The sequence below is a fragment of the Haliea salexigens DSM 19537 genome, assembly GCF_000423125.1.
Lineage (GTDB): Bacteria > Pseudomonadota > Gammaproteobacteria > Pseudomonadales > Halieaceae > Haliea > Haliea salexigens.
The window spans coordinates 119,241-146,160 of record NZ_AUHJ01000002.1 but is presented as its reverse complement, the minus strand read 5'-3'; the positions used below and the strand labels follow the sequence as shown (position 1 = coordinate 146,160).

Sequence of the window (26,920 nt, the reverse complement as noted above, 5' to 3'; positions counted from 1 at the left end):
AACGACCACCCCGCTCACGCCAATGAGGAGACACCATGACTCGAGGTATCGGCGGCTCAGACACCGCCACTGAACTCGCCCGGCTACAGGATATGAGCGCCGGCGCAGAACCCATCGGCAACGCGGAGTTTGCGGCGCGGCTGCAGCGGGCGCAACAGCTGATGCAGGCTGCCGGGCTGGATGCCCTGTACCTGAATGCCGGCACCAACCTGCTGTATTTCACCGGTACGCGCTGGTCGCCCAGCGAGCGCATGGTGGGGGCCTTGATTCCGGCGCAGGGCGAGCCGCGGTATATCGCGCCGGCCTTTGAGCTGGGCACGCTGCAGGGCTTTCTGCGGGTGGCGGGTGAGGTGCACTGCTGGGAAGAGCATGAAAGCCCCTACCGGCTCTGTGCACAGCTGCTGGAAGACATGCACGTCACTACGCTGGGCGTAGATGAATCCGCACCGTTCTTCATCGTCGATGGCCTGCAACAGGCTGCACCGCAGTGCCGCGTGCAAAGTGCCACGCCGATTACCGCCGGCTGTCGCATGCAGAAATCAGCGGCGGAGCTGGCCCTGATGCAGCGCGCCAAGGATATGACACTGGAGGTGCACCGCGCGGTGGCACGCATCCTGCGCCCGGGCATTACCACCGCCGAGGTGACCGCGTTCATCCACGAGGCGCACAAGCGTGTGGGGGCACCCGCCGGTTCGTATTTCTGCATTGTGCTGTTTGGTCCGGACAGCGCGTTCCCGCACGGTGTTGCACAGCCCAAGGCACTGGACGAGGGCGATATGGTGTTGATCGACACCGGCTGCCAGCTGCACGGCTATATTTCCGATATCACGCGCAGCTACGTGCTGGGTGAACCCAACACGCAACAGCGTGAGATCTGGAACCTGGAAAAAGCCGCGCAACAGGCGGCCTTCGAGGCGGCGCAGATTGGTGCCAGTTGCGGCAGTGTGGATGACGCCGCACGCGCTGTACTGGCCGCAGGTGGCCTCAGCCCGGACTACCAGCTACCCGGCCTGCCGCACCGTACCGGCCACGGCATCGGCCTGGACATTCACGAGTGGCCCTACCTGGTGCGCGACAACAGCACGCCGCTGGCGCCCGGCATGTGCTTCAGCAATGAGCCGATGATCTGTGTGCCGGGTGCGTTTGGCGTGCGCCTTGAAGACCACTTCTACATGACGGAAAACGGGCCGCGCTGGTTTACCCAGCCGGCCCGCTCCGTGGACGACCCTTTCGGGTCGTGAGTGTGTTCGGCCCTACGCTCAGCCGAACTGGTTCATGGTGTTGTCTTTGCCACCGGCCTTGAGCGCGGCTTCACCGGCAAAATACTCCTTGTGGTCGTCACCCATGTTGGAGCCGGCCATGTCCTGGTGCTTGACGCAGGCGATGCCCTGGCGGATTTCCTTGCGCTGTACACCCTCCACGTAGGCCAGCATGCCCTCTTCTCCGAAGTACCCCTTGGCCAGGTTGTCGGTAGACAGCGCCGCCGTGTGGTAGGTGGGCAGCGTGATGAGGTGGTGGAAAATCCCCGCTTCACGCGCCGCGTCTGCCTGGAAGGTCTGGATGCGGCGATCCGCTTCCTGGCCCAGGTCCGTGGCGTCGTATTCGGCGCTCATCAGTTTGTCGCGCTGGTAAGCCGACACATCCTTGCCCTCGGTAGTCCAGGCATCGAACACCTGCTGGCGGAAGTTCAGCGTCCAGTTGAAGGACGGAGAGTTGTTGTACACCAGCTTGGCGTTGGGGATGACCTTGCGGATCTCGTCCACCATGGCACCGATCTGGCCCACGTGCGGCTTTTCCGTCTCGATCCAGAGCAGGTCAGCGCCACTTTGCAGGCTGGTGATGCAGTCGAGTATGCAGCGTGCCTCGCCGGTGCCGTCCTTGAAACGGTAGAGGCCATTGGGCAGGCGCACCGGACGCACCAGCTTGCCGTCCTGCTTGATGATGACGTCGCCTTCACGCACGTCTTCGGCACTCTCTACAACGTCCGTTTGCAGGAAGGCGTTGTACTTGTGTGCGAGGTCGCCCGGGTCGCGAGACACAGGGATTTTCTGCGTGAGGCCAGCACCCAGTGAGTCGGTGCGGGCCACGATGACACCGTCGTCGACACCCAGTTCGAGGAAGGCGTAACGCACGGCGTTGATCTTGGCGAGGAAGTCTTCGTGGGGCACCGTCACCTTGCCGTCCTGGTGTCCACACTGCTTGGCATCGGACACCTGGTTTTCGATCTGGATGGCACAAGCGCCCGCCTCGATCATCCGCTTGGCCAGCAGGTAGGTGGCCTCTTCGTTACCGAAGCCCGCGTCGATGTCGGCGATGATCGGTACCACGTGTGTTTCGTAGTTGTCGATGGCCTGTACCAGTGCCTTTTCCCGCACCTCGTCACCGGCGGCACGCGCCGCGTCGAGGTCGTGGTAGAGGTGACCGAGCTCGCGCGCATCTGCCTGGCGCAGGAAGGTGTAGAGCTCTTCAATCAGCGCCGGCACAGACGTCTTCTCGTGCATGGACTGGTCGGGCAGCGGCCCGAATTCACTGCGCAGCGCAGCAATCATCCAGCCGGACAGGTACAGGTAGCGCTTGTTGGTAGTGCCGTGGTGCTTCTTGATGGCAATCAGCTTCTGCTGACCGATAAAGCCATGCCAGCAACCCAGCGATTGCGTGTACTGGCTGCTGTCGGCATCGTACTCGGCCATGTCGCGACGCATGATGCCCGCCGTGTAGCGCGCAATGTCCAGGCCGGTGCGGAAGCGGTTCTGGTGCTTCATGCGCGCGGCGTACTCGGGGTGAATATTGTCCCAGGTGCCACCCTGCGCGGCGCGCAGTGCAGCGAAGGATTCAACGTCTTTCAGGTAGTCTGACATGGCTGGCCTCTGTCTTGCGAAGTGGGTATGCAGCGCATCTTAGCCATCAGCCACCCATAATTGAAATAAATAGAAAGTATTTTTACTATTCATTGCATGAATTCGTAGTGCACCATGATCACAACTCCCAGCGGTTGCGACGCAGCCACACACAGGCCCACAGCAACAGGCCGGCAACCAGCAGGCCGGCAACCACGGCGAGCAACCCGCCACCCTGCCAGGGCAAAATTCGCAGGAAATACCCGCCACTGGCACCCTCGGGCGCCAGTGCGGGCACACGCGCCCAGACCGTTTCGACAAAGAACTGCGAGCCCAGCAGGACCGCCTCGAGCAAGGCCAGTACCACCAGAGGGGTTGCGGCGAGCAGTGCGGGTGAACGGCGCGCCCCGGCAGAGGCGAGCATGATCCAGGCATAGAGCGGCAGCACCCAGAGCGCGCTGGCCAGCCAGCCGAGCACCTGATCCAGCAACAGACGCCCGATCTGCACGTTCGCCAGCACCACGCCCAGCGCATCCACCTGCACCCGGGAGGAGAGTACCAGCGCGACCAGCAACATGGCCCACTGCGTCAGCACGGAGGCCACAATGAACAGCGCGGGCGCCACCAGCAATGCCACCGACAGCTTGGCCAGCACCTCGTCCCAGGCCGATACCGGCATGGATTTCCAGAACAGGATGCTGCGGTCTTTGCGGTCGACAAACAGGCAGCCCTGCAGATAGTTCACAGTGACCAGCAGCAGCACCAGCAGCATGATGGCGTGAATACCGTAGAGCAGTGGATGCAGGCTGGCTATCGGGTCGGACGGTGGGTCAGGCGCGTCACCTGCCGCATCACCGGGGGCGGCCGGGTTGAAGCGCCAGTCGGAGGAAAACTGCCAGAAGTGCTCGTCCGCCAGCTCCGGTGCCGGCGCGACTTGATAGTCGCGGCGCAGCGGTTCAGCGGCAGAGGGGTTGGCCTCCGTGCTCTGCGTGACAATTTCCGTTACCCGATTGCCGTTCTCGTCGATAGACACCTGCACATTCAGGTTCAAGCCGTCGGTATCCGGCGTCTGGGTGATCGCATCGAGCACAACCTCGCCGAGATAACTGAACTGATTGGCGACAAACAGCCCTGCCAACATCAACAGCGAGAGCAGTGCCGCAGTCGCCAGCGGCGTCCAGACCAGTGAAACCCGGTATTCGCGCAGTTCGCGCTGCACCAGTGAGAACCAGCGTTGGCTTTTGCTATCACTCATGCCCATTGTCCTCAGCCACCTTCGCCACAAACAGGTCCGCCAGCGCCGGCGTGCGCAAATCACCCAACGGCGCGAGCAAGTCCCTGTTCACATCCTCATAAATGAGCGCCTTGCCGCCGAGTAAAGGCCGCTGGCCAAGATGCGGGATACCTGCCGCCCGGGTAGCAGCCTCGCCGACCGCACGCAATTCCACGTAGCGCTCTTCCAATGCCAGCATGGAGTCGCAGAGCAAACCGCGCCCACGGTTCATGAACATAACGTGGGTAAGAATATTCTCCACCTCCTCCACCTGATGGGTGGAGATGATGATGGTGCGCTCCTCGTCGAAGTAATCGTTCAGCAGTTGTTCGAAAAACTGTTTGCGGAAAAGGATATCCAGGCCCAGCGTGGGCTCATCGAGAATCAACAACCGTGCATCAATGGCCATGACCAACGCCAGGTGCAGCTGCACGGTCATGCCCTTGGAGAGTTCACCGATACGCCGCCGCAGACCGACCTCCGTGCCCGCCAGCAGGCGTACGGCATGCGCCCGGTTGAAGCGTGAGTGAACACCGTCGGTGTAATCCAACAGTTCATCCACCCGCATCCAGCGCGGCAGGACTGCGGTGTCGGCGATAAAACAGGCGTCCTGCATCAGCCTCGCGTGATCTCGCCGCGGGTCCACCCCTAGCACCGTCAGCTCGCCCTCGCAGCGGGTGAGCCCCAACAGCGAGCGCAGCAGTGTTGTTTTCCCTGCGCCATTGGGCCCGATCAAACCCAGCACCGAACCCGCCTCCAACTGCAGGTCGACCCCGGCGAGCGCCTGCTGCTGGCCGAACCGGCGCTGCAGCCCCCGGGCCTCTACAACACTCCTCATTTCCCCTCTCCTTCTTGCAGCAGGCGCGTGGCCACCTGCTCAACATCCAATCCCAGGTTGCGCACCCGCTCGACAAATGCCGGCAACTCCCTGGCGAAAAAGCGTGCCTGCTCATCGGCGGTCAGTGCCGCCCGGGCGCCGACGGTCACGTACATCCCCAGCCCACGGCGCTTTTCCAAAAGGCCCGTTTCCACGAGCTCCTGGTAGGCCTTGCCCACCGTGAGGTGATTGATGCGATAGTCGCTCGCCACCTGTCGCACGGACGGCACGGCCTCGCCCTCCACGAACGAGCCGTCCAGGATGCGCTCCACAACGAGGTCGCGCAGTTGTCGGTAGATGGGCTGCTCGTCGTGCCACTGCACCGGCTCAATCCTGCTGCAGCTGGCCGGAGCCAATCACGTTCTGGTCAATTTCCGGCTCACCGACATAGGTGATGTCGCCGCTCCCCATGATGGTGGCCTGCAGCCGCACGCTGGGCCCCAGCCGCACGCTGCCCGACCCGACCACAGTGACGTTCGCCTCGTCCATCACCAACGCGGCGAAATTGACATCGCCGGAGCCTACCACGGTGACGGCTAGCGCCGCGCTGCGCCCCGCATCGGCTACCGCGATATCTCCCGCGCCATTGAGAACCGCCTGCAATGATTCGGTTTGCACTGACCCCAGTTGAATGTCGCCGGCACCGGACAAACGCAGATGCAGCTCCTGCACTGAGAGCTCAGCGACCTGTACGTCGCCCGCACCACGCATGTCAATCCGCGCCGTGTCAGCGTGCAGGGCAAAAAGATGCGCGTCCCCGCTGCCATTCACACGCAACGAAAAGTTGGCAACCTCCAACGGGCGCACAAAGACATCGCCGGACCCGCTGATCAGCAGTGAATCCAGTGTCGGCAGGGTCAGTTTGAACGCGACACCACCCGCGCTCTTCCCGCTGCCCGCCGCTGCCCCCAGCACCAGCGTTTGACCGCGCACATGAAAAGGCTCGGGGCTCAAGCTGGCAGGGCTACCCCGCAACAGCAACTCGGCGGTGGCGCCCTGACTGATCTCCACATCAACGCCACCCTGTACTTCCACGTTGCGGACATCGAACCCGGTGACCCGCAGCACGTCCGGGTCCTGCCCGGCACTGACCAGCGCCGGCGCAACCAGCAGCAGGCAAAAGCTGAACACCGCGCTGGGCCTGCACAGAGCGGTCAACGCATGCAGCCGGGGGTAGCGAGCAGGAGTCAGGGTGAACATGGCTTTCGCCTCAATGCTATAGTGTTATACATAACTATAACACCAAATCCGGAAACCGCAAGTCTGCCCGAACCCGGGTTCAGCCCGGATCGAGCCCCTGCTGCATATTACCGGCGATGGCTGCCGCCACACGCTTGGCACGCTGCGCACGGGGCCCTGCATAACCCGCATCCACCGTGGCAATAAATAACGCCAGCCAGCGCTGGAAGTCATCGGCCTGCAGCGGCTGCCTGGCATGCAGGCGGCGGTGAATGGCCATGGTGTGGCGGCGATAGCGCTGCTCGCCGAGCAGCAGCTTGCACCAGTAGTCCTTGATGTGCGGCAAGTGCACGTCTAGGTCAATCTGCGCCACGTCAAGGAAAATGGGGGCAAGCCGGGGGTCGGCAAGCACCCGGGCATAGAACCGGTCGACAAATCCTTCTATGGTCGCACGGTTGTCCAGATCCGGTTTACCCATGGCATCCGCGTCAGCGTTTTTTCTTCTTCTCGTTCTTTTTCACGTGGGCCATCAGGCGCCGCTTGCGCTGCACCTGACGCTGCGTAAGCTGGTTGCGCTTGTCCGCAAACGGGTTGTCACCGGTGCGAAATTCAATGCGCACGGGCGTGCCGCTCAGCTTGAGCTCGCGACGAAACACCTTTTCCAGGTAGCGCTGGTAACTGTTGGGCACACTACCGGTCTGGTTGCCGTGTATCACGATCAGCGGAGGGTTCTGCCCACCCGGGTGGGCGTAGCGCAGCTTGATGCGACGACCGTTCACCATCGGTGGCGCATGGTCAAACACGGCCCCTTCAAGAATGCGTGTCAGCTGATTGGTGTTCAGCTTGCGCGTGGCCGAGCTGTGCGCACCGAGGATGGACTTGTACAGGTGCCCCACCCCCGTGCCATGCAGCGCAGAAATGAAATGGGTATCGGCGTAGTCGGCAAATATCAGCCGCCGGCTGAGCTCATTGCGAATCCAGTCCCGCTGGTGGGTTTCGATACCGTCCCACTTGTTCACCGTCAACACCAGGCCGCGGCCCGCCTCGATACAGTGACCGAGCAGGTGCAGGTCCTGATCGACAATGCCCTCGTGCGCATCCATGACCAGCAATACCACGTGCGCGTCATCAATCGCCTTGAGGGTTTTGACGATGGAGAACTTCTCTACCGTCTCACGCACATTCTTGCGCCGCCGCACGCCCGCCGTGTCGATAAGCGTGTAGCGCTGGCCATCACGCTCGTAATCGATATACACGCTGTCGCGGGTGGTGCCCGGCTGGTCGTAAACGACCACGCGCTCTTCCCCCAGCAAGCGATTGACCAGTGTCGACTTGCCCACGTTGGGCCGCCCGACAATGGCGACACGAATGCTGTCGCGACGATCCACCTCGGCCGCGTCTTCTTCAGTATCCTCCGGGAACGTGGCGAGCACGTCATCGATCATCTGACGCACACCGCGGCCATGGGACGCCGCAATGCCATGCAGTTGCTCTACACCCAGGGCGTAGAAGTCACCCAGCACAACGTCCTCATTGAGACCGTCGATCTTGTTGACGATAACGTGGAAGGCCTTGTTGCGCTGGCGCAGGTGGCGGGCCAATGCCTGGTCCGCCGGGTTCAGGCCTTCCCGCGCATCAACCAGGAACAGCACCGCGTCGGATTCCTCAATGGCGAGCAGGGACTGCCCGGCCATTTGCGCCTCGATGCCCATTTCATCGCCGCTGATACCCCCGGTGTCGATGACCATGAAAGGCCGTGAACCAATGCGTGCCTCACCATATTTGCGATCCCGTGTGAGCCCGGCAAGGTCGGCGACCAGCGCATCGCGGCTGCGGGTGAGCTGGTTGAACAGGGTCGACTTGCCCACATTGGGACGGCCGACCAGGGCAATTACGGGAATCATCGTGGTTACCTGGAGGTGGAGCTGAGTTCGTAAGCTTGCAGATCGCCGCTGTTACCGAACACGTAGAGCACGTTGCCGTCACTCAGCATGTCGGCGCGCACGCCATCGCTGTCGGGCCGGAAGCGACCCACAAAACTGCCATCCACCTGGGACAGCAGATGCACGTAGCCTTCGAAGTCCGCCACGGCCAGGTAACTGCTCACCGGTACTGGCCGGCCGAGCCCGCGCCAGCCCAGCGCATCCTGGGTCCAGCGCTGGCCCTGGCCGGTGCGCAGGAAGGCTATGACCGTGCCGTCTTCATCCGAGGCGTAGACGTTGCCAAACCCCTGTGAAACACCGGACACCGAGGAAACCGGGCGCTCCCAGAGCTTGCGCCCGGTGTTGATGTCGATGGACACCACAAAGCCCTGGTAACTGGAGGCAAACAGCTCGTTGCCGAGCAGCGCCATGCTACCGTCCACATCGACAATACGTTCGATCTCCGAACGGCCCTGCGGAATGGCTACCCGGGCCTCCCACTCCACCGCACCGGTCGCCGCCTCGAAGCCGACTACGCGGCCATTGGAGAAACCGGCGATAACGCGGTTGCCCTGCAGAATGGGCGTGCTGGTGCCGCGAATGGTCAGCACCGGCATGTTGCTGTCGTACGTCCACAGCCGCTCACCGGTGGCGAAATCCAGGCCGTGCAACTTGCCGTCGTAGGTCTGCGCAACCACCACCTTGCCGTTGCCCTGCGGTGGGGCCAGCACTTCGCCGGTCACCGCTGCGCGCCAGACCAGGTCACCGTTGCTGGCGTCGAGGCGAATGACAAAGCCGTCGCTGGCCCCGAGAAAAAGGCTGTTTTCGTACAGGCCCACGCCGCCGGAAACCGGCAGCTCCAGGTCCGCATCCCACACGCGCCTACCATTGGTAACGTCCAGCGCCTTCACTTCGCCATCGGCAGACGCCGCATAAATGCGCCCGTCACCGATTACCGGCTCGATTCGGTACAGTCCGTCGCCCTGCCCATCACCCACGCCGGTGGACCAGAGCCGCTTGGCTTTTACCGTTTGTTCGAATTTTTCCAGCTCCACGGGCTGGCGCGGATCTTCGTCATCGTCAATCTCGAACCAGCCTTTGATAGTGCTGCAGCCTCCCAGCGCCAGCATACAAAGCAGCAAGACACTCCAGCGTGTTACGGCAACCCTCATGCGTCATCCCCTGCCGTAGCGGCGGCCAGGCTTTGCAGCTTGGCGGCCAGGGTTTCCAGGTTGAGCTGCGCGGGATAGGTCTGCACCAGCGCCTGCGCTTCGCGGTAGGCGGCGAGCGCCTCTTCCGCACGCCCGGCCCCGGCAAGCACATCGCCCCGCGCCATAGCGGCAGCGGCCTGGTGCTTGCCCATTGCTTCCGGCGCCAGCAGTGCCAGCGCCTGCTCCACATTGCCCTGCGCCGCAACCACCCGGGCCAGGCGCAACTGCGCGACCAGCGCGGTCTCACTGCCACCATCAGCCTTGCCCAACACCCAGCGCAAATCCGCTTCGGCAGCCTCAAGATCCCCGGCGATTACCGCGACGCGCGCCTGGTGCAGCGCCGCAAACTGGGCATAGCTGGTGCCGGCGAAGTCCCTGCGCAGCTGTGTGGCCAGCTGCGACACCGGTGCCGCCGTCGCCGCACCCTCCTGCGCCAGCGCGGCAGCCTCCAGCATTTGCTGATACAGGTCCGATGCACTCGCCGTACGCTGCGCGTCGTAACGCTGCCAGCCCTGCCAGGCGAAGGTCCCCGCCAGCACCAGCACAATCGCGACCAGGGTGGAGCGGCCATTCTCGTCCCACCAGCGCCGCAGTGCTTCTACCTGTTCTTCTTCTGTACGATATTGTTCCACGATCTAGCTTCCTTCCGTTGTGGTGTCGGGGGTACGACTGCGCAAGAGGAACGCGGGCACATCTGCCAGGGGCAGCGTCGCCTGCTCTTCGCCCTGCTCGCGCAGCGGCTTGACGGTGACCGTGGCAGCGGCCACTTCATCGTCGCCCCAGATCAGCGCCCAGCGGGCACCGCTCTTGTCGGCTTTTTTCAGTTGGCTGCGGAAACTGCCACCGCCAGTATGCTGCACGATGCGCAGCCCGGGCAGCGCACTGCGCAGGCTCTCGAGTGCAGCAAACGCCGCGATTTCCGCGCGTCCCCCGGAGTTGACCACGTACACGTCAGCCGCAGGCAGGGCTGCCGGCAACGCCTCCAGGGCTTCCAGCAGCAGCACCAGACGCTCCTTGCCCATGGCAAAACCGATGCCGGGGACGGGCTTGCCACCGAGTTGCTGTACCAAGCCATCGTAGCGACCGCCGGCACACACGGTGCCCTGCGCACCCAGCCTGTCAGTCACCCATTCGAACACTGTCCTGTTGTAGTAGTCCAGCCCGCGCACCAGCGAGGGATTGACGACATAGGAGACAGACGCCGCATCCAGAAGTTCGCACACGCGGGCGAAATCCGCCTTCGATTCATCGTCCAGGTAGTCCGTCAGTACCGGGGCCTGCTGCAGCAGGGCGCGGGTACCCGGGTGCTTGCTATCCAGAATGCGCAACGGGTTGGTCAGCAGCCTGCGCTGGCTGTCTTCATCCAGATCCGCCTGATGCTCGGACAGATAGCTCACCAGCGCCGCGCGAAACGCCTGGCGATCGGCGCTGCTGCCGATGGAGTTCAGCTGCAACTCCACGTGCTCATTGATGCCCAGGGCACGCCAGAGGCGCGCGGTCATAAGAATCAGCTCGGCGTCGATGTCCGGCGTTGGCACACCGAACACTTCCGCTCCAATCTGGTGGAACTGCCGCTGGCGCCCCTTTTGCGGGCGCTCGTAACGAAACATGGGGCCGCTATACCAGAGCCGCTGGACCGTGCCCAACAGGCTGTTCTGAATTGCCGCGCGCACACAGCCGGCAGTGCCTTCGGGCCGCAGGGTGAGGCTTTCACCATTGCGGTCGTCGAAGCTGTACATTTCCTTCTCGACGATGTCCGTCACTTCGCCGATAGAGCGGCGAAACAGCGCCGTCTGCTCGACGATGGGCATACGGATTTCACCGTAACCATAGCTCGCCAGCACCTCTGCCACGGTACGCTCAAGATACTGCCAGCGGTCAGTTTCATCCGGGAGAATGTCGTTCATCCCCCGGATGGCTCGAATCGTTGTCACCTGTGCTCCTGCAAATTCATTATTTGGATCGCGCGATCAACTGCGCATCGGCGGCGGCCCGCTGGGTTTCCAGAGAGGCGGCCCGCTGGCGAATGACCTGCTCCAGATGGTCCACAAAGTCCAGGTTGCTGACCTTGTGATCCGGCTTGCCGTCGACATAAATCAGGTTACTGGGGCTGGCGCCGGTGAGGCCCACATCCGCCTCGCGCGCCTCACCCGGCCCGTTGACGATACAGCCGATCACGGCCACATCCATCGGCGTGCGAATATCTTCCAGACGCTGCTCCAGCGTATTCATGGTGGCGATGACATCAAAGTTCTGCCGCGAACAGCTGGGGCAGGCAATGAAGTTGATGCCATTGGCGCGCAGCTTGAGGCTTTTCAGTATCTCAAAACCGACCTTGACCTCTTCCACCGGGTCTGCGGCCAGTGACACCCGGATGGTGTCGCCGATACCGTCCATCAACAGCATGCCCAGGCCCACCGCCGATTTCACGGTGCCACCGCGCAATCCACCGGCTTCGGTGATACCCAGGTGCAGCGGCTGATCGATCTGCTTTGCCAGCAGGCGGTAGGCAGCCACCGCCATAAACACCTCCGAGGCCTTCACGCTGACCTTGAAGTCCGGGTAGTTGAAGCGGTCGAGTATGTCCACGTGATGCAACGCGGACTCAACCAGCGCTTCGGCCGTGGGCTCGCCGTATTTGCGCTGCAGTTCCTTGCCCAGTGACCCGGCGTTGACGCCGATACGAATCGGTATGCCTTTGTCGCGGGCGCAGTCGATGACCGCTCGGACTTTCTTGTCGCTGCCGATGTTGCCCGGGTTGATACGCAGGCAATCAACACCGTACTCCGCGACTTTCAGCGCAATCTTGTGATCAAAGTGGATGTCCGCCACCAGCGGGACATCGACCCGGGCGCGGATAGCGCGAAAGGCTTCCGCGGCGTCCATACTCGGCACCGACACGCGCACGATGTCTGCACCGGCATCCTGAATCGCCACAATCTGCGCCACCGTTGCGTCGACGTCGCAGGTTTCCGTGTTGGTCATGCTCTGCACACTGATCGGTGCATCACCGCCCACCGGCACAGAGCCGACCATGATCTGGCGGCTGACGCGACGGGTAATGGGAGAAGGCTTGTGCATGGGCTTATCCTCCAGACAGGTGATGGGTGGCGGCGTGGCCGACCTGCGTCCACCACAAACCCAGAATCAGGAGCGCCAGCACCGCGAGGCCAATAACAATGCCCACGCCGGTGCGCTGCAGGGGGCGCAGCCGACGCGGACACTGGCCTGCGGAGCGCGCCACCGCATCGGGGCTGTGCAGATCAAAGCCGGCGAGCACGTCCGTTTCGTTCAGGCCCAACAGGCGCGCGTAGGCGCCGATATAGCCACGGGCAAAGGCAGGACGGCGCAGGCGGTCGTAGGCATCCCGCTCCAGCAGGCCTACAACCTCCGGCAGCCAGTGCAGGCGATCCGCGACCTCGGCGGGCGTCCAGCCGCGAGCCTGCCGCGCCGCCTGCAACAGTGCGCCGGGCGCCAGTACTACGGGGGCTGGCTCGAGCGTTTCCTTACTGCCCACTGTTCAGCGTCCGCTGGTATTCCTGGAATTCGGGAGACTGCGGGTACAGGCTGCTCAAGGCGAGTGCATAGCTGCTTTCGCCGTCTTTGTCGCCCGTGGCCCGTGCAAGACGTACGCCCAGCCAGAAGCCGCGCGGGCTTTGTGGCCGCACCGCCGTGCGATAGGTGCCGTAGTAACGTTCCGCAGCGCGATAGTCGCCGTCTTCGTACTTCAGAATCGCCAGTTCCAGTAAGGCAATCGTGTTGACGCGATCCATCGACAGGGCGCGACTGAAGGATTCCTCCGCCTGCAGACGCTTGCCCAGCTGCAACTGGCACAGGCCGAGGTTCACGAATGCCAGCGGCCGGGCGCTGTACAGTGTGTCTTTTACCACATAATCCAGCTGCTTCTCGGCATCCGCATAGCGCTGCTCGGAAAACAGGAAGGCGGCATAGTTGTTGCGCGCACGGGAAAAATCGCGCTGCAGGCGAATGGCTTTTTCGAAGCTCTCCTCTGCCAGCTCCTTCTCGCCGGTGCTCTGGTAAACCAGCGCAAACGCCTCGTAGACCTCCGCATTGCGGTCATCGATTTTCACCGCCTGGGACAGGTTGCGCTTGGCATTCTCCCAATCGCGCTCGCCGATGTACTGGCGCGCCAGCGATACCCGGCGTTCCAGCGCGTCTTCCGGGGAAGGCGGATTGGTGTACACGCTGTCTGTGGTGGTGACACAACCGGTAAGCAGCAATGCGGCCAGCAGCCAGGTGAAGCGCAGCGGACGGGTGGCCCGCCGGGGTAACGTTGTCATCGTGCTTCAACCTCCGCGGCCTGTCCGGCCGCCCGGTAGCGCTCGCTGCGCCGGGTGCGATCCACAACCTGCCCGACCAACTGGCCGCAGGCCGCTGCAATATCATCGCCACGGGTAGTGCGCACCGTAACAATGTACCCAGCATCTACCAACACCTGCCAGAATCGCGACACCGCGTTACCGCTGGGGCGCTGATAATCCGACTGGGGGAAGCTGTTGAAGGGAATCAGATTGACCTTGCAGGGGAAGTCCGCCAGCAACAGGGCCAATTCGCGCGCATGCTCGAGCTGGTCGTTGACCCCGGCAATCAGGGTGTACTCGACAGTCACCACGCGTTTGCTGTCGGCCTGCGCGTCGATATAGTCGCGCGCGCTGCGCAGCAGCTCTGCTATCGGGTACTTGCGATTGATGGGCACCAGCTGGTTGCGCAGCGCATCATTGGGGGCATGCAAAGAGATCGCCAGGGACGCCTCGCTGACTTTGGCCAGACGGTCCAGCGCCGGCACCACACCAGAGGTGCTCAGGGTGACGCGACGCTTGGAGATACCGTAACCGAGGTCCGACATCATCAGGTCCATCGACGCCACCACGTTGTCGAAATTCAGCAGGGGCTCGCCCATACCCATCATGACCACATTGGTGACCACGCGGCGGTTGCCAGCCTGGAATGCATCGTAGGACTTTATGGCCAGCCATACCTGGCCGATGATTTCTGCCGCGGTGAGGTCTCGCTCGAAGCCCTGCTTGCCCGTGGAGCAGAAGCTGCAGTCAAGGCTGCAACCCACCTGCGACGAAACACAGAGCGTGGCGCGGCCCCCTTCGGGAATCAGCACGGCTTCTACCAGGCCACCACCGCCCACCCGAATCGCCCATTTACGGGTGCCGTCGGCCGAATCCAGCTGGCTGACAATCTCCGGCGGGCGCACCTCGGCCACCCGCTGCAGCTTTTCGCGCAGCGCCTTGCCCAGGTTCGACATCGCCTCGATGTCGATAACACCCGCGTGATGTATCCATTTCATCACCTGCTGCGCGCGGAACTTCTTCTCCCCCAGATCAAGGAAGAATTGCTCCAGCTGCAACTGCGTCATGCCCAGCAGGTTGACCCTGCCGGGGGCGTCAGACGAGGCGATAACGGTGGCGTTCATGATGAGCCGGCCTGCAGCCTGTTCTCAGCCGCGACCGCAGAGGTCGCTGGCGGCGAAGAAATAGGCAATTTCCCGCTCGGCTGCTGCCGGGGAGTCAGAACCGTGCACGGCGTTGGCATCGATGGACTCGGCGAAGTCGGCACGAATGGTGCCCGCGTCCGCATCTTTCGGGTTGGTGGCACCCATCAACTCCCGGTTGCGGGCAATGGCGTTCTCGCCTTCCAGCACCTGCACCATGACCGGGCCGGAGGTCATGAACTCGATCAGCGCGGGGAAGAAAGGACGCTCGCTGTGCTCGGCGTAGAAACCACCGGCAACGGCATCGCTCAGGCGCAGCATTTTTGCCGCAACCACGCGCAGGCCCGCGGACTCGAACCGTGAATAAATCTGCCCAATTACGTTTTTTGCCACAGCATCGGGCTTCACGATAGACAAGGTACGCTCAACAGCCATCTGACTTTCTCCAAAGATTCCAGAAAATGATTCGGGGCAGCGGGCCCCAAGGTGAAAACCGCGCAATTATACGGGCTTTACGGCCCGGTTTCACGCGCTAAACGCGCTGACGCAGGCGACCGATAACGTCCTGCAGGTGGGCGATGGCGTGGTCGACATCCTCCCCGGTGGTAAACCGGCCACAGCACAGGCGCAGGGTGCTGTGCGCCAGGGAATCCGGCACACCGATAGCACGCAATACGTAGGAGGGCTCCACGCTCTCGGAATTGCAGGCGGAGCCGCTGGACAACGCCAGTTCGCGCAGGGCCATCAACAGGGTTTCACCCTCCACGCCCTCCACACTCACGCTGAGGGCACCCGGCAGGCGCCGCTCAGGGTGGCCGTTCAGCAGCACGCCGCCAATGGCTGCCACACCGCGCCACAGGCGCTCGCGCAGCGCAAGCAGACGCTCGCTCTCCGCCGCCAGCTCGGCGGCGGCCAGGCGCGCCGCTTCGCCCATGCCGACGATCTGATGTGTCGCCAGGGTACCTGAGCGCATGCCCCGCTCGTGCCCGCCGCCGTGGATCTGGGCCTGCAGTTGCACCCTTGGCTGGCGCCGGACATACAGCGCGCCGATGCCCTTGGGGCCATAGAATTTATGCGCCGACATAGACAGCAGATCAACCGGCAGCTGTCGCATATCGAGGGGGATTTTGCCCACACTCTGCGCCGCATCGACATGAAACAACGCCCCGTTCTCGCGCACGCAGGCGCCGATGGCGGCGATGTCGTTGACAGTGCCCAGCTCATTGTTGGCGTGCATGATGCTTACCATGAGCGTGTCGGGGCGCACCGCAGCGGCCACGCTCTCCGGGCTGGTCAAGCCATCCGGCCCCGGCGTCAGCCAGGTCACCTCCCAGCCCTGTTGCTCCAGCCAGGCACAGGTGTCAATCACCGCCTTGTGCTCAATGCGGGAGGTCACCAGATGACGGCGGTCGGCGGCCAGTGCGGCAGCCCCCTTGATAGCCAGGTTGTCCGACTCGGTGGCACCGGACGTCCATACCAGCTCGCGCGGGTCGGCGTGGATCAGGTCCGCGAGATCGCGCCGTGCCTGCTCCACCGCCTGTTCGGCACGCCAACCGTAAACATGGGAGCGCGAAGCGGGATTACCGAAATTGCCTTCCAGGGTCAGGCAGCCAGCCATCGCCTCGGCAACCCGCGGGTCTACCGGGGTCGAGGCAAGATAATCGAAGTAAAGAGGTGCTTGCATGGTCATCCAGGGGCCAACGCCGGGATTACAGTTCCCGCAGGGCGACCAGGCTCTCCGGGTTCACGCGCGCGCGGGCGTCCTGCCGGGAGGAAATGTGGCGCACTTCGCGGCGCTCCACCAGGGTCGCCAGGCTGATCTGGCTGAGGAAGCCGTGAATCTGGTCGCTCAGGTCCTGCCACAGGTGATGCGTGAGGCAGACCTCGCCCTGCTGGCAGTCGGCCTTGCCGCCACAGCCGGTGGCGTCGACGGCCTCATCGACCGCATCGATGATCTGCGCGACATAAATCGCTTCACTTTCACGGCCCAGCCGATAGCCGCCGCCCGGGCCGCGCACACTACTCACCAGGTCGCGCCGGCGCAGGCGCGCGAACAACTGTTCCAGATACGAAAGTGAGATCGCCTGGCGGCCGGAAATTTCCGCGAGGCTTACCGGCCCCTGCTGTCCGTGGAGAGCCAGATCCAGCATTGCCGTCACTGCATAGCGTCCCTTGGTTGTCAGCCGCATGACCATACCCGATAGCGTAAAGCGCCGAGTATGCAATAACCCACCAAATTGATCAACTTTTGTCCGCGGCGCCGTCCGTGCCACTGCGCCCGGGGTCGCTGCCGGCATCAGGCAGGTATTTCTGGGTCTCGGTGAGGATGCCGCGGAGGATGTTCAGCTCCATTTCGTCCAGCCGCACGCGTCCGTACAGCCGCCGCAGGCGCACCATCAACTGCCGGGGTGCGGCGGGGTCGAGGAAACCGATACCCACCAGCGTTTCTTCCAGGTGCTCGTAGAAGCGCTCCATGTTTTGCGCGGTACTGAACGGGGCGTCCCACTGGTCCTCGGCGACCGCGGGCAGGCTGCCTGCCAGGTGCAGCATGCGCAGTTCGTAGCAGACAATCTGCACCGCCATCGCCAGGTTCAGCGAGCTGTAGGCCGGATCAGACGGAATGTGCAGGTGCAGGTTGCAGCGCTGCAGCTCGTCGTTGGTCAGCCCACGGTCCTCACGCCCGAACAGCAACGCAACCTGCTCGTCGCCCGCGCGAGCCGCAACCTGCTCGGCACAACGCCGGGGGTCCAGCAAAGGCCAGGGTATGCGCCGTTCACGGGCGCTGGTGCCCACCACGAACTGGCAGTCGGCAATGGCTTCATCCAGTGTTGGGTACACCACCGCCGCTTCCAGCACGTCCAGCGCACCGGCTGCCCGCCAGGTGGCCTGCTCATCCGGGTACTGGCGCGGCTCTACCAGCACTAACCGCGAAAGCCCCATGTTTTTCATCGCCCGGGCCACACCGCCGATGTTGCCCGGATGCGACGTGTTCACCAGCACGATACGAATGTTGTCGAGATTCATGGCCCAATCATGCGCACACGCGCTGCCTGTAAAAGCGCGCAAGTGTAGCAGATTGCCGGTAGGATCAGGCCCTGATGTGCTGTTATAATCGCGCGCCCCAAAACACGCACTCCCAGGAAACCGCTATGCAACCGATGGTCACAATCGCGCTGCGCGCCGCGCGCAAGGCCGGCGAACAGATCGTCCGTGCCTCCGACGAACTCGAGCGGATTGATGTGCAGGAGAAAAACGTCAACGACTTCGTGTCGGACGTGGACCGCAACGCCGAGCGCGAAATCATCTATCACCTGCGCAAGGCCTACCCCGAGCACGCCATTCTGGGTGAAGAGAGCGGCCTCAGCGGCGACGAAAACGCCGAATACCGCTGGGTGATTGACCCGCTGGACGGCACCACCAATTTCCTGCGCGGCATACCGCACTACGCGGTGTCGATCGCCTGCCTGTATCGTGGCAAGCTGGAACACGCGGTCATTGTGGACCCGGTACGCCGCGAAGAGTTCACCGCCTCCCGCGGCCGCGGCGCACAGCTCAATGGCCGCCGCATCCGCGTCAGCAGCCGCACGTCCCTGGACGGCGCGCTACTCGGTACAGGCATACCCTTCAAGGACCATTGCGACCAGCACCTGGGCGCCTACAGCAAGAGCCTGGAAGTGCTTGCCGGCCAGTGTGCGGGTATTCGCCGGGCAGGCGCAGCATCACTGGACCTGGCCTATGTGGCCGCCGGCCGTTTGGATGCGTTCTGGGAAATTGGCCTGGCGCAATGGGACATGGCGGCGGGCGCCCTGCTGGTGCGGGAAGCCGGTGGTCTGGTCGCCGATATCAATGGCTCCGATAACTACCTGGAGTCCGGCAACATCGTCTGCGGCAATCCGAAGTGCTTCAAGGCCGTGCTGCAAACGACCAGGCCCCTGCTGGGCAAATAAGAAACCACCGGTCAGCGGCAGCACCGCTGTCACTGCCTCGTGGGCACCCCGCGTGTCGATGATCGCTGGCATAACCGGGGCGCTTCATACGCCCCGGCAGGCGAGCACCGCTAGGGCATCAGGTCGTCCTGTTCCGCCCCTTCCTTCACTGGCAGCATCAGGTCTTCCTTGCTCACTCCCATCAGCACCAGCACACTCGCGGCAACGTATACCGAAGAATAGGTACCGATCACCACGCCCACCAACAGGGCGATAGCGAAACCCTTGATCATCTCGCCGCCGAGCAGCGCCAGGCAAACCAGCACCAGCAGCGTGGTCAACGAGGTGACCAGCGTGCGCCCCAGGGTTTCCGACAGGGAAATATTGATGACCTCCAGCGGGTCGGACTTGCGCAGCTTGCGGAAGTTCTCGCGAATCCGGTCCGACACCACGATGGTGTCGTTCAGCGAGTAGCCGATCACCGCCAGCAGCGCCGCCAGTACCGTGAGGTCAAACTCCAGGCCAATGATGGAAAAAAAGCCGAGCGTGATGATGACGTCGTGCGCCAGTGCCGCCACCGCGCCCACAGCGAACTTGAACTGGAAGCGAAAACCGATATACAGCATGACCATGCCCAGCGCCATGAGCATGGCGAGGCCACCCTGCTCACGCAGCTCGTCGCCAACCTGCGGGCCGACAAACTCAATGCGCCGCAATTCGACGGTCCCCTCAAAGGTATCCTCCAGCAGCCGCACCAATGCGGTGCCGTCGGTGTCGGCATGCCCCTGGGGCAGGCGAATCAGCACATCGCGGTCGGTACCAAAGCTGACCACAATGGAGCCGGCATAGCCGCCACCGTCAAGGGTGGAGCGGATCGCCTTCAGATCGGCAGATTCACTGTAGTGCACCTCAACCAGGGTGCCGCCGGTAAAGTCCAGCCCCCAGCTCAGCTGCCGCGTGGAGAGACTGAAAATCGCGGTCAGCAGCAGCACCGCGGAGACGGCCATAGCGAGCTTGCGCTGGCCCATGAAGTTGATCACTTTCATACTCAAACTCCCCCGATGGACAGGGTTCTCACCTTGCGCCCACCGTAGTACAGGTTCACCAGCGCCCGCGTACCGACGATGGCCGTGAACATCGACGTGACAATGCCCACCGACAGCGTGACCGCAAAGCCCTTGACCGGACCGGTGCCCACTGCATAGAGAATAACCGCCACGATCAGTGTGGTGATGTTGGCGTCGAGAATGGTCGACAGCGCGGCATCGTAGCCCGAGTGAATGGCCATCTGCGGCGAGCGCCCATCGCGCAATTCCTCACGTATTCGCGAGAAGATAAGCACGTTGGCATCCACCGCCATACCCACCGTGAGCACGATACCCGCAATGCCGGGCAAGGTGAGTGTGGCGCCGATCAGCGACATGAATGCCACCAGCAATATAAGGTTGGCGGCGAGGGCGACCACGGCAATAACACCGAACACGCGGTAATAGAGAATCATGAACAACACCACCAGTGCCAGGCCGAACTGCACCGACTTCACACCCAGGCGGATGTTCTCGGCGCCCAGCGAAGGGCCCACCGTGCGCTCCTCGACAAAGGAGATCGGCGCCGCAAGCGCCCCGGCGCGCAGCATCAGGGCCAGCTCGGAAGCCTCCAGCGGGCTGTCCAGCCCGGTAATCTGGAACTGGGCGCCGAGCGCAGACTGAATCACCGGTGCGGTAAGCAACTTGCGTTCGTCGTAGGGGATCTGCACGGCTTTCTCGCTGCCATCCTCCTGCAGCTCGTAGCGGGTGCGGAACTTGCGTTCGATAAACAGCACACCCATGCGCCGCTTGACGTTGTTGCGCGTGGCACGGGACATCAGCGTGCCACCCTCGCCATCGAGGCTGATCTGCACGTTGGGGCGGCCATTCTCGTCGAAGCTGGCCTGGGCGTTCGCCACGCGCTCACCGGTAATGATGATGTCGCGCTCCAGCCACTCGAAGGAGCCGGCGCGGTCTTCGCTGCGGTATTCAAAGCGCTGCTTTTCCGACTCCGGCGCATCCAGGTTCGCCACCAGCCGGAATTCCAGATTTGCCACCGTGCCCAGAATCCGCTTCGCTTCCGCGGTGTCCTGAATGCCGGGCAGTTCCACCACGATGCGACTCTGGCCCTGGCGCTGTACCAGCGGCTCCGACACACCCAGTTCGTTGACCCGGTTGCGCAGCGTGGTCAGGTTCTGCGACACCGCGTAATTGGCGATTTCCGTGCGCATCTGCTCGGTCATGGAAGCGGTGATGGTCCAGCTCTCGCCTTCCCCGCCGCGCTCCAGCAGCAGTTCAGGGTGATTATCAGCGATGAGTGTACGCGCGCTCTCGCGGTCTTCTTCGCTGCGCAGGCGCGCCGTGACCGACAAATCTCCCTCACGCCCGACGATGCCCCGGATCCGCTCGTCACGCAGTGCGCGGCGAATGGCGGTTTCGTAGAATTCCTGCCGCCGCTCCATCGCGGCATCCACATCCACCTCCAGCTTGAAGTGCACGCCGCCGCTCAAATCCAGACCCAGCTTCATGGGCTGACCGCCCAGGTCGCTGAGCCATTCAGGCGTGGTCGGCGCCAGGTTCAGTGCCACAATGAAGCCATCGCCCAGGGCGCGCTGCACTCTCGCCTGCGCAATAAGTTGCTGCTCCGCATCGCCGAGGCGCACCAGCGCGTTGCGGCCGCCCGGATCAATAACTTCGCCAAAATGCTCAATGCCGGCCTCCTCCAGCGCGCCGGTGACGCGGCTGAGCGTGCGCTCGTCGATGATCTGGGCGCTGCTCTCCCCCGTGATCTGCAGGGCCGGGTCCGGCGCGTACAGGTTGGGTGCGGCATAGAGCAAGCCGATCGCCAGCACCGCCAGCACCAGGAGATATTTCCACAATGGATACTTATTCAACATAATCAGGCTCTAACAGGAGACCGGGCCTCGGCCGGTGCGCTCGTCGCGCACCCTTGCCGGGAATGGAAAGTCGGTCATTATAAGGAATCAAAGGGGGGTCACAAGGGGCCGCGTCAGCCGACCCAGTGACGGGCGTTGCGGAACAAGCGCAGCCAGGGCGCATCTTCACCCCAACCTGCTGGTGCCCACGAGTGCTGCACACTCCGGTACACCCGCTCCGGGTGCGGCATCATGATCGTTGCGCGCCCGTCGAGACTGGCCAGGCCCGCAATGCCCAGCGGCGAACCATTGGGGTTGGCGGGGTAGCGCTGCGCCACGGACAGGTCGTTCTCCAGATAACGCAGGGCGATAGCACCCCCGGCGTCACACTGCGTTGCGCCCTCGGCCCGCGCGAATTCGGCGCGCCCCTCGCCATGGGCCACAGCGATGGGCAGGTGCGAGCCCGCCATGCCAGCGAGCAACACCGAGGGGCTCTCTTCCACCCGCACCAGCGCCAGGCGGGCCTCGAACTGCTCGGAGCGATTACGCACAAAACGCGGCCAATGGCCTGCGCCGGGAATCAGCTCCGCAAGCGCCGAAACCATCTGGCAGCCGTTACACACACCCAGGGTGAAACTGTCTTCCCGCGCGAAGAACGCGGCGAACTGGTCGCGCAGCGCGCTGTTGAAGAGAATGCTCTTGGCCCAGCCGGCGCCGGCGCCCAGCACATCGCCATAAGAGAAGCCGCCACAGGCTGCCAGCCCCTTGAATTCGGCGAGCTCACGCCTGCCCGCCAACAGATCACTCATGTGCACATCGACCGGCGTGAAACCCGCCCGGTGAAAGGCCGCCGCCATCTCGACGTGCCCGTTGACGCCCTGCTCGCGCAGAATCGCCACGCGCGGCCGCAGCCCACGATTGATGTAGGGCGCCGCGATGTCCTCGGCGGGATCGAACGTGGCGTGCGCAGACAGCCCCGGGTCTTCCTCCAGCACGCGCTGATACTCTTCCTCCGCGCACTCCGGGTTATCGCGCAATCGGGCAATCTCGAAGCTGGTGCGGGCCCACACCGCCTGCAGACGGCTGCGCTGATCATCCAGCACCACATCCCCCGCGGAACGTATCACCACCCGCTCGCCCGGCACCGCGCGCCCCAGCGGGAACAGGCAATCCGCCAGGCCCAGCGCTGCAGCCTGCTTGCGCAGCGCCGCCACGTGCCCGGCCGCAACCTGCAGCACAGCGCCCGCCTCTTCGGCAAACAACTGCTGCAGCGGCGTGCCGGCAAGGAACGCGAGGTCCAGCTCCAGGCCGCAGCGGCCCGCAAAGGCCATTTCCAGCACCGTGGTGAGAAGACCGCCGTCAGAGCGATCGTGATAGGCGAGCAGTTTGCCGGCCTGCAGCAACGCCTGCACCAGCGCAAAAAACGCCGCCAGATCCGCGGGCCGGTCGATGTCCGGAACATCCTCACCCACCTGGCCGTAGACCTGTGCCAGCGCGGACCCTCCGAGACGGCCCGCACCGCGGCCCAGGTCCAGCAGCCACAGTTCAGCATCGGCGTCGGTCGACAATTCCGGGGTCAGGGCAAGACGCACGTCAGTGACCGGCGCAAAAGCGGACACCACCAGTGACACCGGCGCCGTGACTGCGCGCTGCTCGCCGTCCGCCTGCCAGGTGGTGCGCATGGACATCGAGTCCTTGCCCACCGGGATCGTAATACCCAGTGCGGGGCACAGCTCCATACCCACGGCGCGCACCGTGTCGAACAGCACTTCGTCTTCACGACCGTAACCGGCAGCACACATCCAGTTGGCGGAGAGACGGATATCCGCCAGTGCCGCCACGGGCGCCGCACACAGGTTGGTGATGGCTTCAGCGATCGCCATGCGTCCGGACGCCGGCCCGTCCACCAGTGCCAGCGGGCTGCGTTCGCCCATGGCCATGGCTTCGCCCAACACGCTGTCATAGGACACCGTCGTGACCGCGCAGTCCGCCACGGGCACCTGCCAGGGGCCCACCATCTGATCGCGCGCCACCATACCGGTCACTGTGCGGTCGCCAATGGTAATGAGGAACTGTTTACTCGCCACCGCCGGCAGTTGCAGCACACGCTCCACCGCTTCGCGCACGGGCATATCCAGGGTCAGGGGCGGCAGCGACAACGGGTGTCGGGTCACCTCGCGCTGCATTTTCGGCGGTTTGCCAAAGAGTACAGACATGGGCAGATCCACCGGCGCATTGCCGAAATGGCTGTCTTCCAGCGTCAGGTGTTGCTCCGCCGTGGCCTCACCAACCACCGCATAGGGGCAGCGCTCGCGCCGGCAGATATCCTCAAAGCGCTGCAGCTGTGCCGGCTCAACCGCCAGTACGTAGCGCTCCTGTGACTCGTTACTCCAGATCTCGAGTGGCGCCATGCCGGGCTCATCGTTGGGCACGTTGCGCAGCGCAAAGCGGCCACCGCGGCCGCCATCCTTGACCAGCTCGGGCAGCGCGTTGGACAGGCCGCCTGCCCCCACATCGTGGATAAAGGCGATCGGGTTTTCAGCGCCCAGCTGCCAGCAACGGTCGATCACTTCCTGACAGCGGCGCTCCATTTCCGGGTTCTGGCGCTGTACCGAAGCGAAGTCGAGGTCCTCTGCACTGGCACCGCTGGCCATGGAGGAAGCTGCGCCGCCACCCAGACCAATCAGCATGGCCGGGCCGCCGAGCACAATCAGTTGCGCTCCGGGGGCGAAGTCACCCTTCTGCACGTGCTCTTCCCGGATGTTGCCGTAGCCACCCGCGATCATGATGGGCTTGTGGTATCCGCGCCGCTCAACGCCGGACACACCGGGCACATCCAGCTCGAAGCTGCGAAAGTAGCCGCAGAGATTGGGACGGCCGAATTCATTGTTGAAGGCGGCGCCACCGATGGGGCCTTCCAGCATGATGTCCAGCGCTGACACAATGCGCGTGGGTTTGCCGTAATCCGACTCCCAGGGCTGGATATACCCCGGGATTTGCAGGTTGGACACGGAAAAACCGGTCAGCCCTACCTTCGGCTTGGATCCGCGCCCCACCGCGCCTTCGTCGCGAATTTCGCCACCGGCGCCAGTGCCGGCGCCCGGGAACGGTGCAATCGCTGTGGGGTGATTGTGCGTCTCCACCTTCATCAGGAGGTGCACAGGTTCCTGGGAAAAACCGTATTCCGCCGTTTGCGGGTCCGGGTAGAAGCGCCCCGCGTGATGGCCGGCCACGACCGCGGCGTTATCGGAATAGGCGGAAAGTACGCCCTCGCCGCCGCAGGCATAGGTATTGCGAATCATGCCGAACAGCGAGTGATCCTGCTCTACCCCGTCAATCGTCCAGCTGGCATTGAAGATCTTGTGGCGACAGTGCTCGGAGTTGGCCTGCGCAAACATCATCAGCTCGACATCACTGGGGTTGCGGCCTAGGCCGGTAAACGCCTGTACCAGATAGTCGATTTCGTCATCCGCGAGGGCGAGCCCGAGGTTGGCATCGGCGGTCTCCAGCGCTGCGCGGCCACCCTGCAGGATATCCACCGTTGACAACGCGGCCGGCGACTGCTCGCGGAACAGGGCGCTGGCCGCCTCCAGGCTGGGCAGCACGCTTTCCGTCATGCGGTCGTGCAGCAATGCCTGCACCGCAGTGTGGCTGGCCGCCGGCAACCCCGCCGGCAGGGTCAGGTACCAGGCAACACCGCGCTCCAGCCGGCGCAGCTCGGCAAAGCCGCAATTGTGGGCAATGTCCGTGGCCTTGCTCGACCAGGGTGAAATGGTTCCCGGGCGGGGCACCACCAGCAGCAACTCGCCCTGTTGCGGCGCCGCAGGGGTTTCCGGCACCTCACCGAGTAGTTGTTTCAGCAGTGCTTCACGTTCAGGGGAAAGCTCATCGCCAAGCTGTGCGAAGTGGACAAAGTAACCGCCATGCAGGCGAATGGCAGGGTCGATGGCGGCTAGTTTCTGCGTCAGCTTGTCCCGGCGGAAAGGGGACAGGGCCGAGGTTCCACGCAATATCAGCATGCTGGGGCGGGCTCCGGGAGAGGCTTTCTGAAAGCCCGCCATTGTACGGGATTAGCCCGCAGGGAGTCACCGCCAATCGGCGGGTAAATTCACTCCCTGCGCCAGTGCCGACGCCCGCTAGACGAAGAAGTCCGTGCTGTCGGCACCCAGCAGTACGGCGCCAAGATTGCGGCCGAACGACGTGGGGTTGTTGGCCACGTGGGCCCGCGCGGTGTGGATATCGAGGAAGCGTTGCTGGATTTCACTGCCGAGGAACACCGAGCTGCCACCAGCCGAGGAAAACAGGCTGTCGATCACGGCCATACAGCGCTCGATAACCAGCGATGCCTGATAACGGTACTTGATGCGCTCCAACACCGGCACTTCCTCCCCGGCTGTCACCTGGGCCATCATGCGATCGAAGTTGCGGAACAGGATCGCCTCCATTTCATCGATGCTGGTGATTGCGGCGGCAATCCGTTCCTGGGTGCCGGTGTCTGCGGCGAGCTTGGTCACGTCACCGCTGGCCTTGCCCACCACCATCTGACGATACAGGTCGAGCGCGTCGCGGGCTGCGCCGATCGCCGGTGTGGAGACCACACGCACAAACAGCTGGGCCCAGGGCAGACGATACAATGGCGCGCTGTCCGCATTGACACCGGGGTTGGTGCCGAGGAAGCCATCCACCGCCTTGTGTGTGCGGTACTCGGGCACAAACGCATCCTCCACCACGATATCCTTGGAGCCCGTGCCCTGCAGGCCCATCACGTGCCAGGTGTCTTCGATGCGATAGTCAGTACGCGGCACCAGGAAGGTACGGAAGCCCCCTTCAGGATCGATGCCACCCAGCAGCGCCCAGGTGCAGTGGTCACTGCCACTGCTCCAGCCCCAGCGACCGCTGAAGCGGAAGCCCCCGTCCACGGCGGTGACCTTGCCCATGGGGGCGTAGGATGACGACGCGCGCACATGTACGTCCTCGCCCCAGACATCGGTCTGGGCACGTTCATCCATCAGCGCGATCTGGAACGCGTGCACCGCAACAATACCGGACGCCCAGGCCGTGGACATGCAATTCTCGGCAATCGCCAGGTGCATGCGGAAAAAGTCCTGCGGGTCCACTTCGTGACCGCCCCACTTGCGCGGCTGCAAGGCGAGGAAAAAGCCCGCGTCGCGCAGGGCGTCGATATTCTCTTGCGGCACCATCCGTTGCTCGCGCGCCTGCGGAGCGTTTTTACGCAGCATATCGCCCAGCGCCAGCACACGGTCGTAGATATCCTGGGCACGCAGTGGCGGGCGGTGGGTCAGCGGGGTAGCGGGCAGGGTCATGGCGT

The 26,920-nt window shown here is 63.6% G+C and carries 24 protein-coding genes; 2 read left to right on the top strand and 22 right to left on the bottom strand.

Annotated features, from left to right (window positions below):
- Positions 1 to 35 precede the first annotated feature (35 nt).
- Positions 36 to 1,241: a M24 family metallopeptidase gene (locus G533_RS0103385; RefSeq protein ID WP_027948752.1), complete on the top strand. Its 1,206-nt coding sequence runs from the start codon at positions 36 to 38 to the stop codon at positions 1,239 to 1,241.
- A gap of 18 nt (positions 1,242 to 1,259) precedes the next feature.
- Here G533_RS0103385 and G533_RS0103380 read toward each other — a convergent pair whose 3' ends face one another.
- The 18 genes from G533_RS0103380 to trmJ all read right to left on the bottom strand — a co-directional run bounded on the left by G533_RS0103380 (position 1,260) and on the right by trmJ (position 17,787).
- A complete protein-coding gene (locus G533_RS0103380) occupies positions 1,260 to 2,858 on the bottom strand; it encodes an isocitrate lyase (RefSeq protein WP_027948751.1) in 1,599 nt (532 codons plus the stop codon).
- Positions 2,859 to 2,976: 118 nt separating this feature from the next.
- Entirely contained in the window at positions 2,977 to 4,092 is a 1,116-nt protein-coding gene (locus G533_RS0103375) for a hypothetical protein (protein ID WP_027948750.1), read from the bottom strand.
- Positions 4,085 to 4,948, bottom strand: a complete 864-nt coding sequence (locus G533_RS0103370; RefSeq protein WP_027948749.1) for an ABC transporter ATP-binding protein — start codon at positions 4,946 to 4,948, stop codon at positions 4,085 to 4,087. The genes G533_RS0103375 and G533_RS0103370 overlap by 8 nt, the downstream gene beginning before the upstream one ends.
- A complete protein-coding gene (locus tag G533_RS20330) occupies positions 4,945 to 5,310 on the bottom strand; it encodes a GntR family transcriptional regulator (RefSeq protein ID WP_035526260.1) in 366 nt (121 codons plus the stop codon). The genes G533_RS0103370 and G533_RS20330 overlap by 4 nt, the downstream gene beginning before the upstream one ends.
- 4 nt (positions 5,311 to 5,314) lie before the next feature.
- Entirely contained in the window at positions 5,315 to 6,187 is an 873-nt protein-coding gene (locus tag G533_RS0103360; protein ID WP_027948748.1) for a GIN domain-containing protein, read from the bottom strand.
- Positions 6,188 to 6,266: 79 nt separating this feature from the next.
- The gene (locus G533_RS0103355; RefSeq protein ID WP_027948747.1) at positions 6,267 to 6,644 is read right to left on the bottom strand and encodes a group III truncated hemoglobin; all 378 of its coding nucleotides are present in this window, start codon (positions 6,642 to 6,644) and stop codon (positions 6,267 to 6,269) included.
- 10 nt (positions 6,645 to 6,654) lie between these two features.
- Entirely contained in the window at positions 6,655 to 8,070 is a 1,416-nt protein-coding gene (der, locus tag G533_RS0103350; RefSeq protein WP_027948746.1) for a ribosome biogenesis GTPase Der, read from the bottom strand.
- Positions 8,071 to 8,075: 5 nt separating this feature from the next.
- Complete coding sequence (bamB, locus tag G533_RS0103345) at positions 8,076 to 9,260, bottom strand: outer membrane protein assembly factor BamB (protein WP_027948745.1); 1,185 nt, start codon at positions 9,258 to 9,260, stop codon at positions 8,076 to 8,078.
- Positions 9,257 to 9,931: a YfgM family protein gene (locus G533_RS0103340; RefSeq protein ID WP_027948744.1), complete on the bottom strand. Its 675-nt coding sequence runs from the start codon at positions 9,929 to 9,931 to the stop codon at positions 9,257 to 9,259. Before G533_RS0103340 ends, bamB begins: the two co-directional genes overlap by 4 nt.
- A 3-nt stretch (positions 9,932 to 9,934) precedes the next feature.
- Positions 9,935 to 11,233, bottom strand: a complete 1,299-nt coding sequence (hisS, locus tag G533_RS20325) for a histidine--tRNA ligase (RefSeq protein ID WP_084638769.1) — start codon at positions 11,231 to 11,233, stop codon at positions 9,935 to 9,937.
- Between the two features lie 19 nt (positions 11,234 to 11,252).
- Positions 11,253 to 12,380 carry a flavodoxin-dependent (E)-4-hydroxy-3-methylbut-2-enyl-diphosphate synthase gene (ispG, locus tag G533_RS0103330; RefSeq protein ID WP_027948743.1) on the bottom strand — a complete coding sequence of 376 codons (1,128 nt, stop codon included), beginning with the start codon at positions 12,378 to 12,380 and terminating at the stop codon, positions 11,253 to 11,255.
- Positions 12,381 to 12,384: 4 nt separating this feature from the next.
- Positions 12,385 to 12,816, bottom strand: coding sequence for a helix-turn-helix domain-containing protein (locus tag G533_RS0103325; RefSeq protein ID WP_027948742.1), 432 nt, complete (start codon positions 12,814 to 12,816; stop codon positions 12,385 to 12,387).
- Positions 12,806 to 13,600, bottom strand: coding sequence for a type IV pilus biogenesis/stability protein PilW (pilW, locus tag G533_RS0103320; RefSeq protein ID WP_051229925.1), 795 nt, complete (start codon positions 13,598 to 13,600; stop codon positions 12,806 to 12,808). The genes G533_RS0103325 and pilW overlap by 11 nt, the downstream gene beginning before the upstream one ends.
- Complete coding sequence (rlmN, locus tag G533_RS0103315) at positions 13,597 to 14,745, bottom strand: dual-specificity RNA methyltransferase RlmN (RefSeq protein WP_035526257.1); 1,149 nt, start codon at positions 14,743 to 14,745, stop codon at positions 13,597 to 13,599. The genes pilW and rlmN overlap by 4 nt, the downstream gene beginning before the upstream one ends.
- 24 nt (positions 14,746 to 14,769) lie before the next feature.
- Entirely contained in the window at positions 14,770 to 15,198 is a 429-nt protein-coding gene (gene ndk, locus G533_RS0103310; RefSeq protein WP_027948739.1) for a nucleoside-diphosphate kinase, read from the bottom strand.
- A 97-nt stretch (positions 15,199 to 15,295) separates the two neighbouring features.
- Complete coding sequence (locus tag G533_RS20320; protein WP_084638791.1) at positions 15,296 to 16,447, bottom strand: IscS subfamily cysteine desulfurase; 1,152 nt, start codon at positions 16,445 to 16,447, stop codon at positions 15,296 to 15,298.
- A 25-nt stretch (positions 16,448 to 16,472) separates the two neighbouring features.
- A complete protein-coding gene (gene iscR / locus G533_RS0103300; RefSeq protein ID WP_027948738.1) occupies positions 16,473 to 16,952 on the bottom strand; it encodes a Fe-S cluster assembly transcriptional regulator IscR in 480 nt (159 codons plus the stop codon).
- Positions 16,953 to 17,004: 52 nt separating this feature from the next.
- The gene (gene trmJ / locus G533_RS20315) at positions 17,005 to 17,787 is read right to left on the bottom strand and encodes a tRNA (cytosine(32)/uridine(32)-2'-O)-methyltransferase TrmJ (RefSeq protein ID WP_051229923.1); all 783 of its coding nucleotides are present in this window, start codon (positions 17,785 to 17,787) and stop codon (positions 17,005 to 17,007) included.
- A 125-nt stretch (positions 17,788 to 17,912) separates the two neighbouring features.
- On the opposite strand from trmJ, the gene G533_RS0103290 reads away from it, so the two are divergent.
- Complete coding sequence (locus G533_RS0103290; RefSeq protein ID WP_027948737.1) at positions 17,913 to 18,710, top strand: inositol monophosphatase family protein; 798 nt, start codon at positions 17,913 to 17,915, stop codon at positions 18,708 to 18,710.
- A gap of 110 nt (positions 18,711 to 18,820) precedes the next feature.
- On the opposite strand, the gene secF is transcribed toward G533_RS0103290, so the two are convergent.
- The 4 genes from secF to G533_RS0103270 form a co-directional block, all read right to left on the bottom strand.
- Positions 18,821 to 19,735 (bottom strand): protein translocase subunit SecF, encoded by a 915-nt coding sequence (gene secF, locus G533_RS0103285; RefSeq protein WP_027948736.1) that lies wholly within the window; start codon positions 19,733 to 19,735, stop codon positions 18,821 to 18,823.
- A gap of 2 nt (positions 19,736 to 19,737) precedes the next feature.
- Positions 19,738 to 21,612 (bottom strand): protein translocase subunit SecD, encoded by a 1,875-nt coding sequence (gene secD / locus G533_RS0103280; RefSeq protein ID WP_027948735.1) that lies wholly within the window; start codon positions 21,610 to 21,612, stop codon positions 19,738 to 19,740.
- A 113-nt stretch (positions 21,613 to 21,725) separates the two neighbouring features.
- Positions 21,726 to 25,610: a phosphoribosylformylglycinamidine synthase gene (gene purL, locus G533_RS0103275; RefSeq protein WP_027948734.1), complete on the bottom strand. Its 3,885-nt coding sequence runs from the start codon at positions 25,608 to 25,610 to the stop codon at positions 21,726 to 21,728.
- Between the two features lie 117 nt (positions 25,611 to 25,727).
- The gene (locus G533_RS0103270; protein WP_051229922.1) at positions 25,728 to 26,915 is read right to left on the bottom strand and encodes an acyl-CoA dehydrogenase family protein; all 1,188 of its coding nucleotides are present in this window, start codon (positions 26,913 to 26,915) and stop codon (positions 25,728 to 25,730) included.
- Between the last annotated feature and the right edge of the window lie 5 nt (positions 26,916 to 26,920).

Coding starts and splice junctions, on each gene's coding strand:
- G533_RS0103370 (WP_027948749.1), bottom strand. CDS start 4,948: ATGAGGAGTGTTGTAGAGGCCCGGGGGCTGCAGCGCCGGTTCGGCCAG.
- secD (WP_027948735.1), bottom strand. CDS start 21,612: ATGTTGAATAAGTATCCATTGTGGAAATATCTCCTGGTGCTGGCGGTG.
- G533_RS20320 (WP_084638791.1), bottom strand. CDS start 16,447: ATGCAAGCACCTCTTTACTTCGATTATCTTGCCTCGACCCCGGTAGAC.
- trmJ (WP_051229923.1), bottom strand. CDS start 17,787: ATGAATCTCGACAACATTCGTATCGTGCTGGTGAACACGTCGCATCCG.
- ispG (WP_027948743.1), bottom strand. CDS start 12,380: ATGCACAAGCCTTCTCCCATTACCCGTCGCGTCAGCCGCCAGATCATG.
- G533_RS0103290 (WP_027948737.1), top strand. CDS start 17,913: ATGCAACCGATGGTCACAATCGCGCTGCGCGCCGCGCGCAAGGCCGGC.
- pilW (WP_051229925.1), bottom strand. CDS start 13,600: ATGACAACGTTACCCCGGCGGGCCACCCGTCCGCTGCGCTTCACCTGG.
- secF (WP_027948736.1), bottom strand. CDS start 19,735: ATGAAAGTGATCAACTTCATGGGCCAGCGCAAGCTCGCTATGGCCGTC.
- G533_RS0103270 (WP_051229922.1), bottom strand. CDS start 26,915: ATGACCCTGCCCGCTACCCCGCTGACCCACCGCCCGCCACTGCGTGCC.
- bamB (WP_027948745.1), bottom strand. CDS start 9,260: ATGAGGGTTGCCGTAACACGCTGGAGTGTCTTGCTGCTTTGTATGCTG.
- der (WP_027948746.1), bottom strand. CDS start 8,070: ATGATTCCCGTAATTGCCCTGGTCGGCCGTCCCAATGTGGGCAAGTCG.
- ndk (WP_027948739.1), bottom strand. CDS start 15,198: ATGGCTGTTGAGCGTACCTTGTCTATCGTGAAGCCCGATGCTGTGGCA.
- G533_RS0103355 (WP_027948747.1), bottom strand. CDS start 6,644: ATGGGTAAACCGGATCTGGACAACCGTGCGACCATAGAAGGATTTGTC.
- G533_RS0103380 (WP_027948751.1), bottom strand. CDS start 2,858: ATGTCAGACTACCTGAAAGACGTTGAATCCTTCGCTGCACTGCGCGCC.
- G533_RS0103375 (WP_027948750.1), bottom strand. CDS start 4,092: ATGAGTGATAGCAAAAGCCAACGCTGGTTCTCACTGGTGCAGCGCGAA.
- iscR (WP_027948738.1), bottom strand. CDS start 16,952: ATGCGGCTGACAACCAAGGGACGCTATGCAGTGACGGCAATGCTGGAT.
- G533_RS0103385 (WP_027948752.1), top strand. CDS start 36: ATGACTCGAGGTATCGGCGGCTCAGACACCGCCACTGAACTCGCCCGG.
- purL (WP_027948734.1), bottom strand. CDS start 25,610: ATGCTGATATTGCGTGGAACCTCGGCCCTGTCCCCTTTCCGCCGGGAC.
- G533_RS0103360 (WP_027948748.1), bottom strand. CDS start 6,187: ATGTTCACCCTGACTCCTGCTCGCTACCCCCGGCTGCATGCGTTGACC.
- rlmN (WP_035526257.1), bottom strand. CDS start 14,745: ATGAACGCCACCGTTATCGCCTCGTCTGACGCCCCCGGCAGGGTCAAC.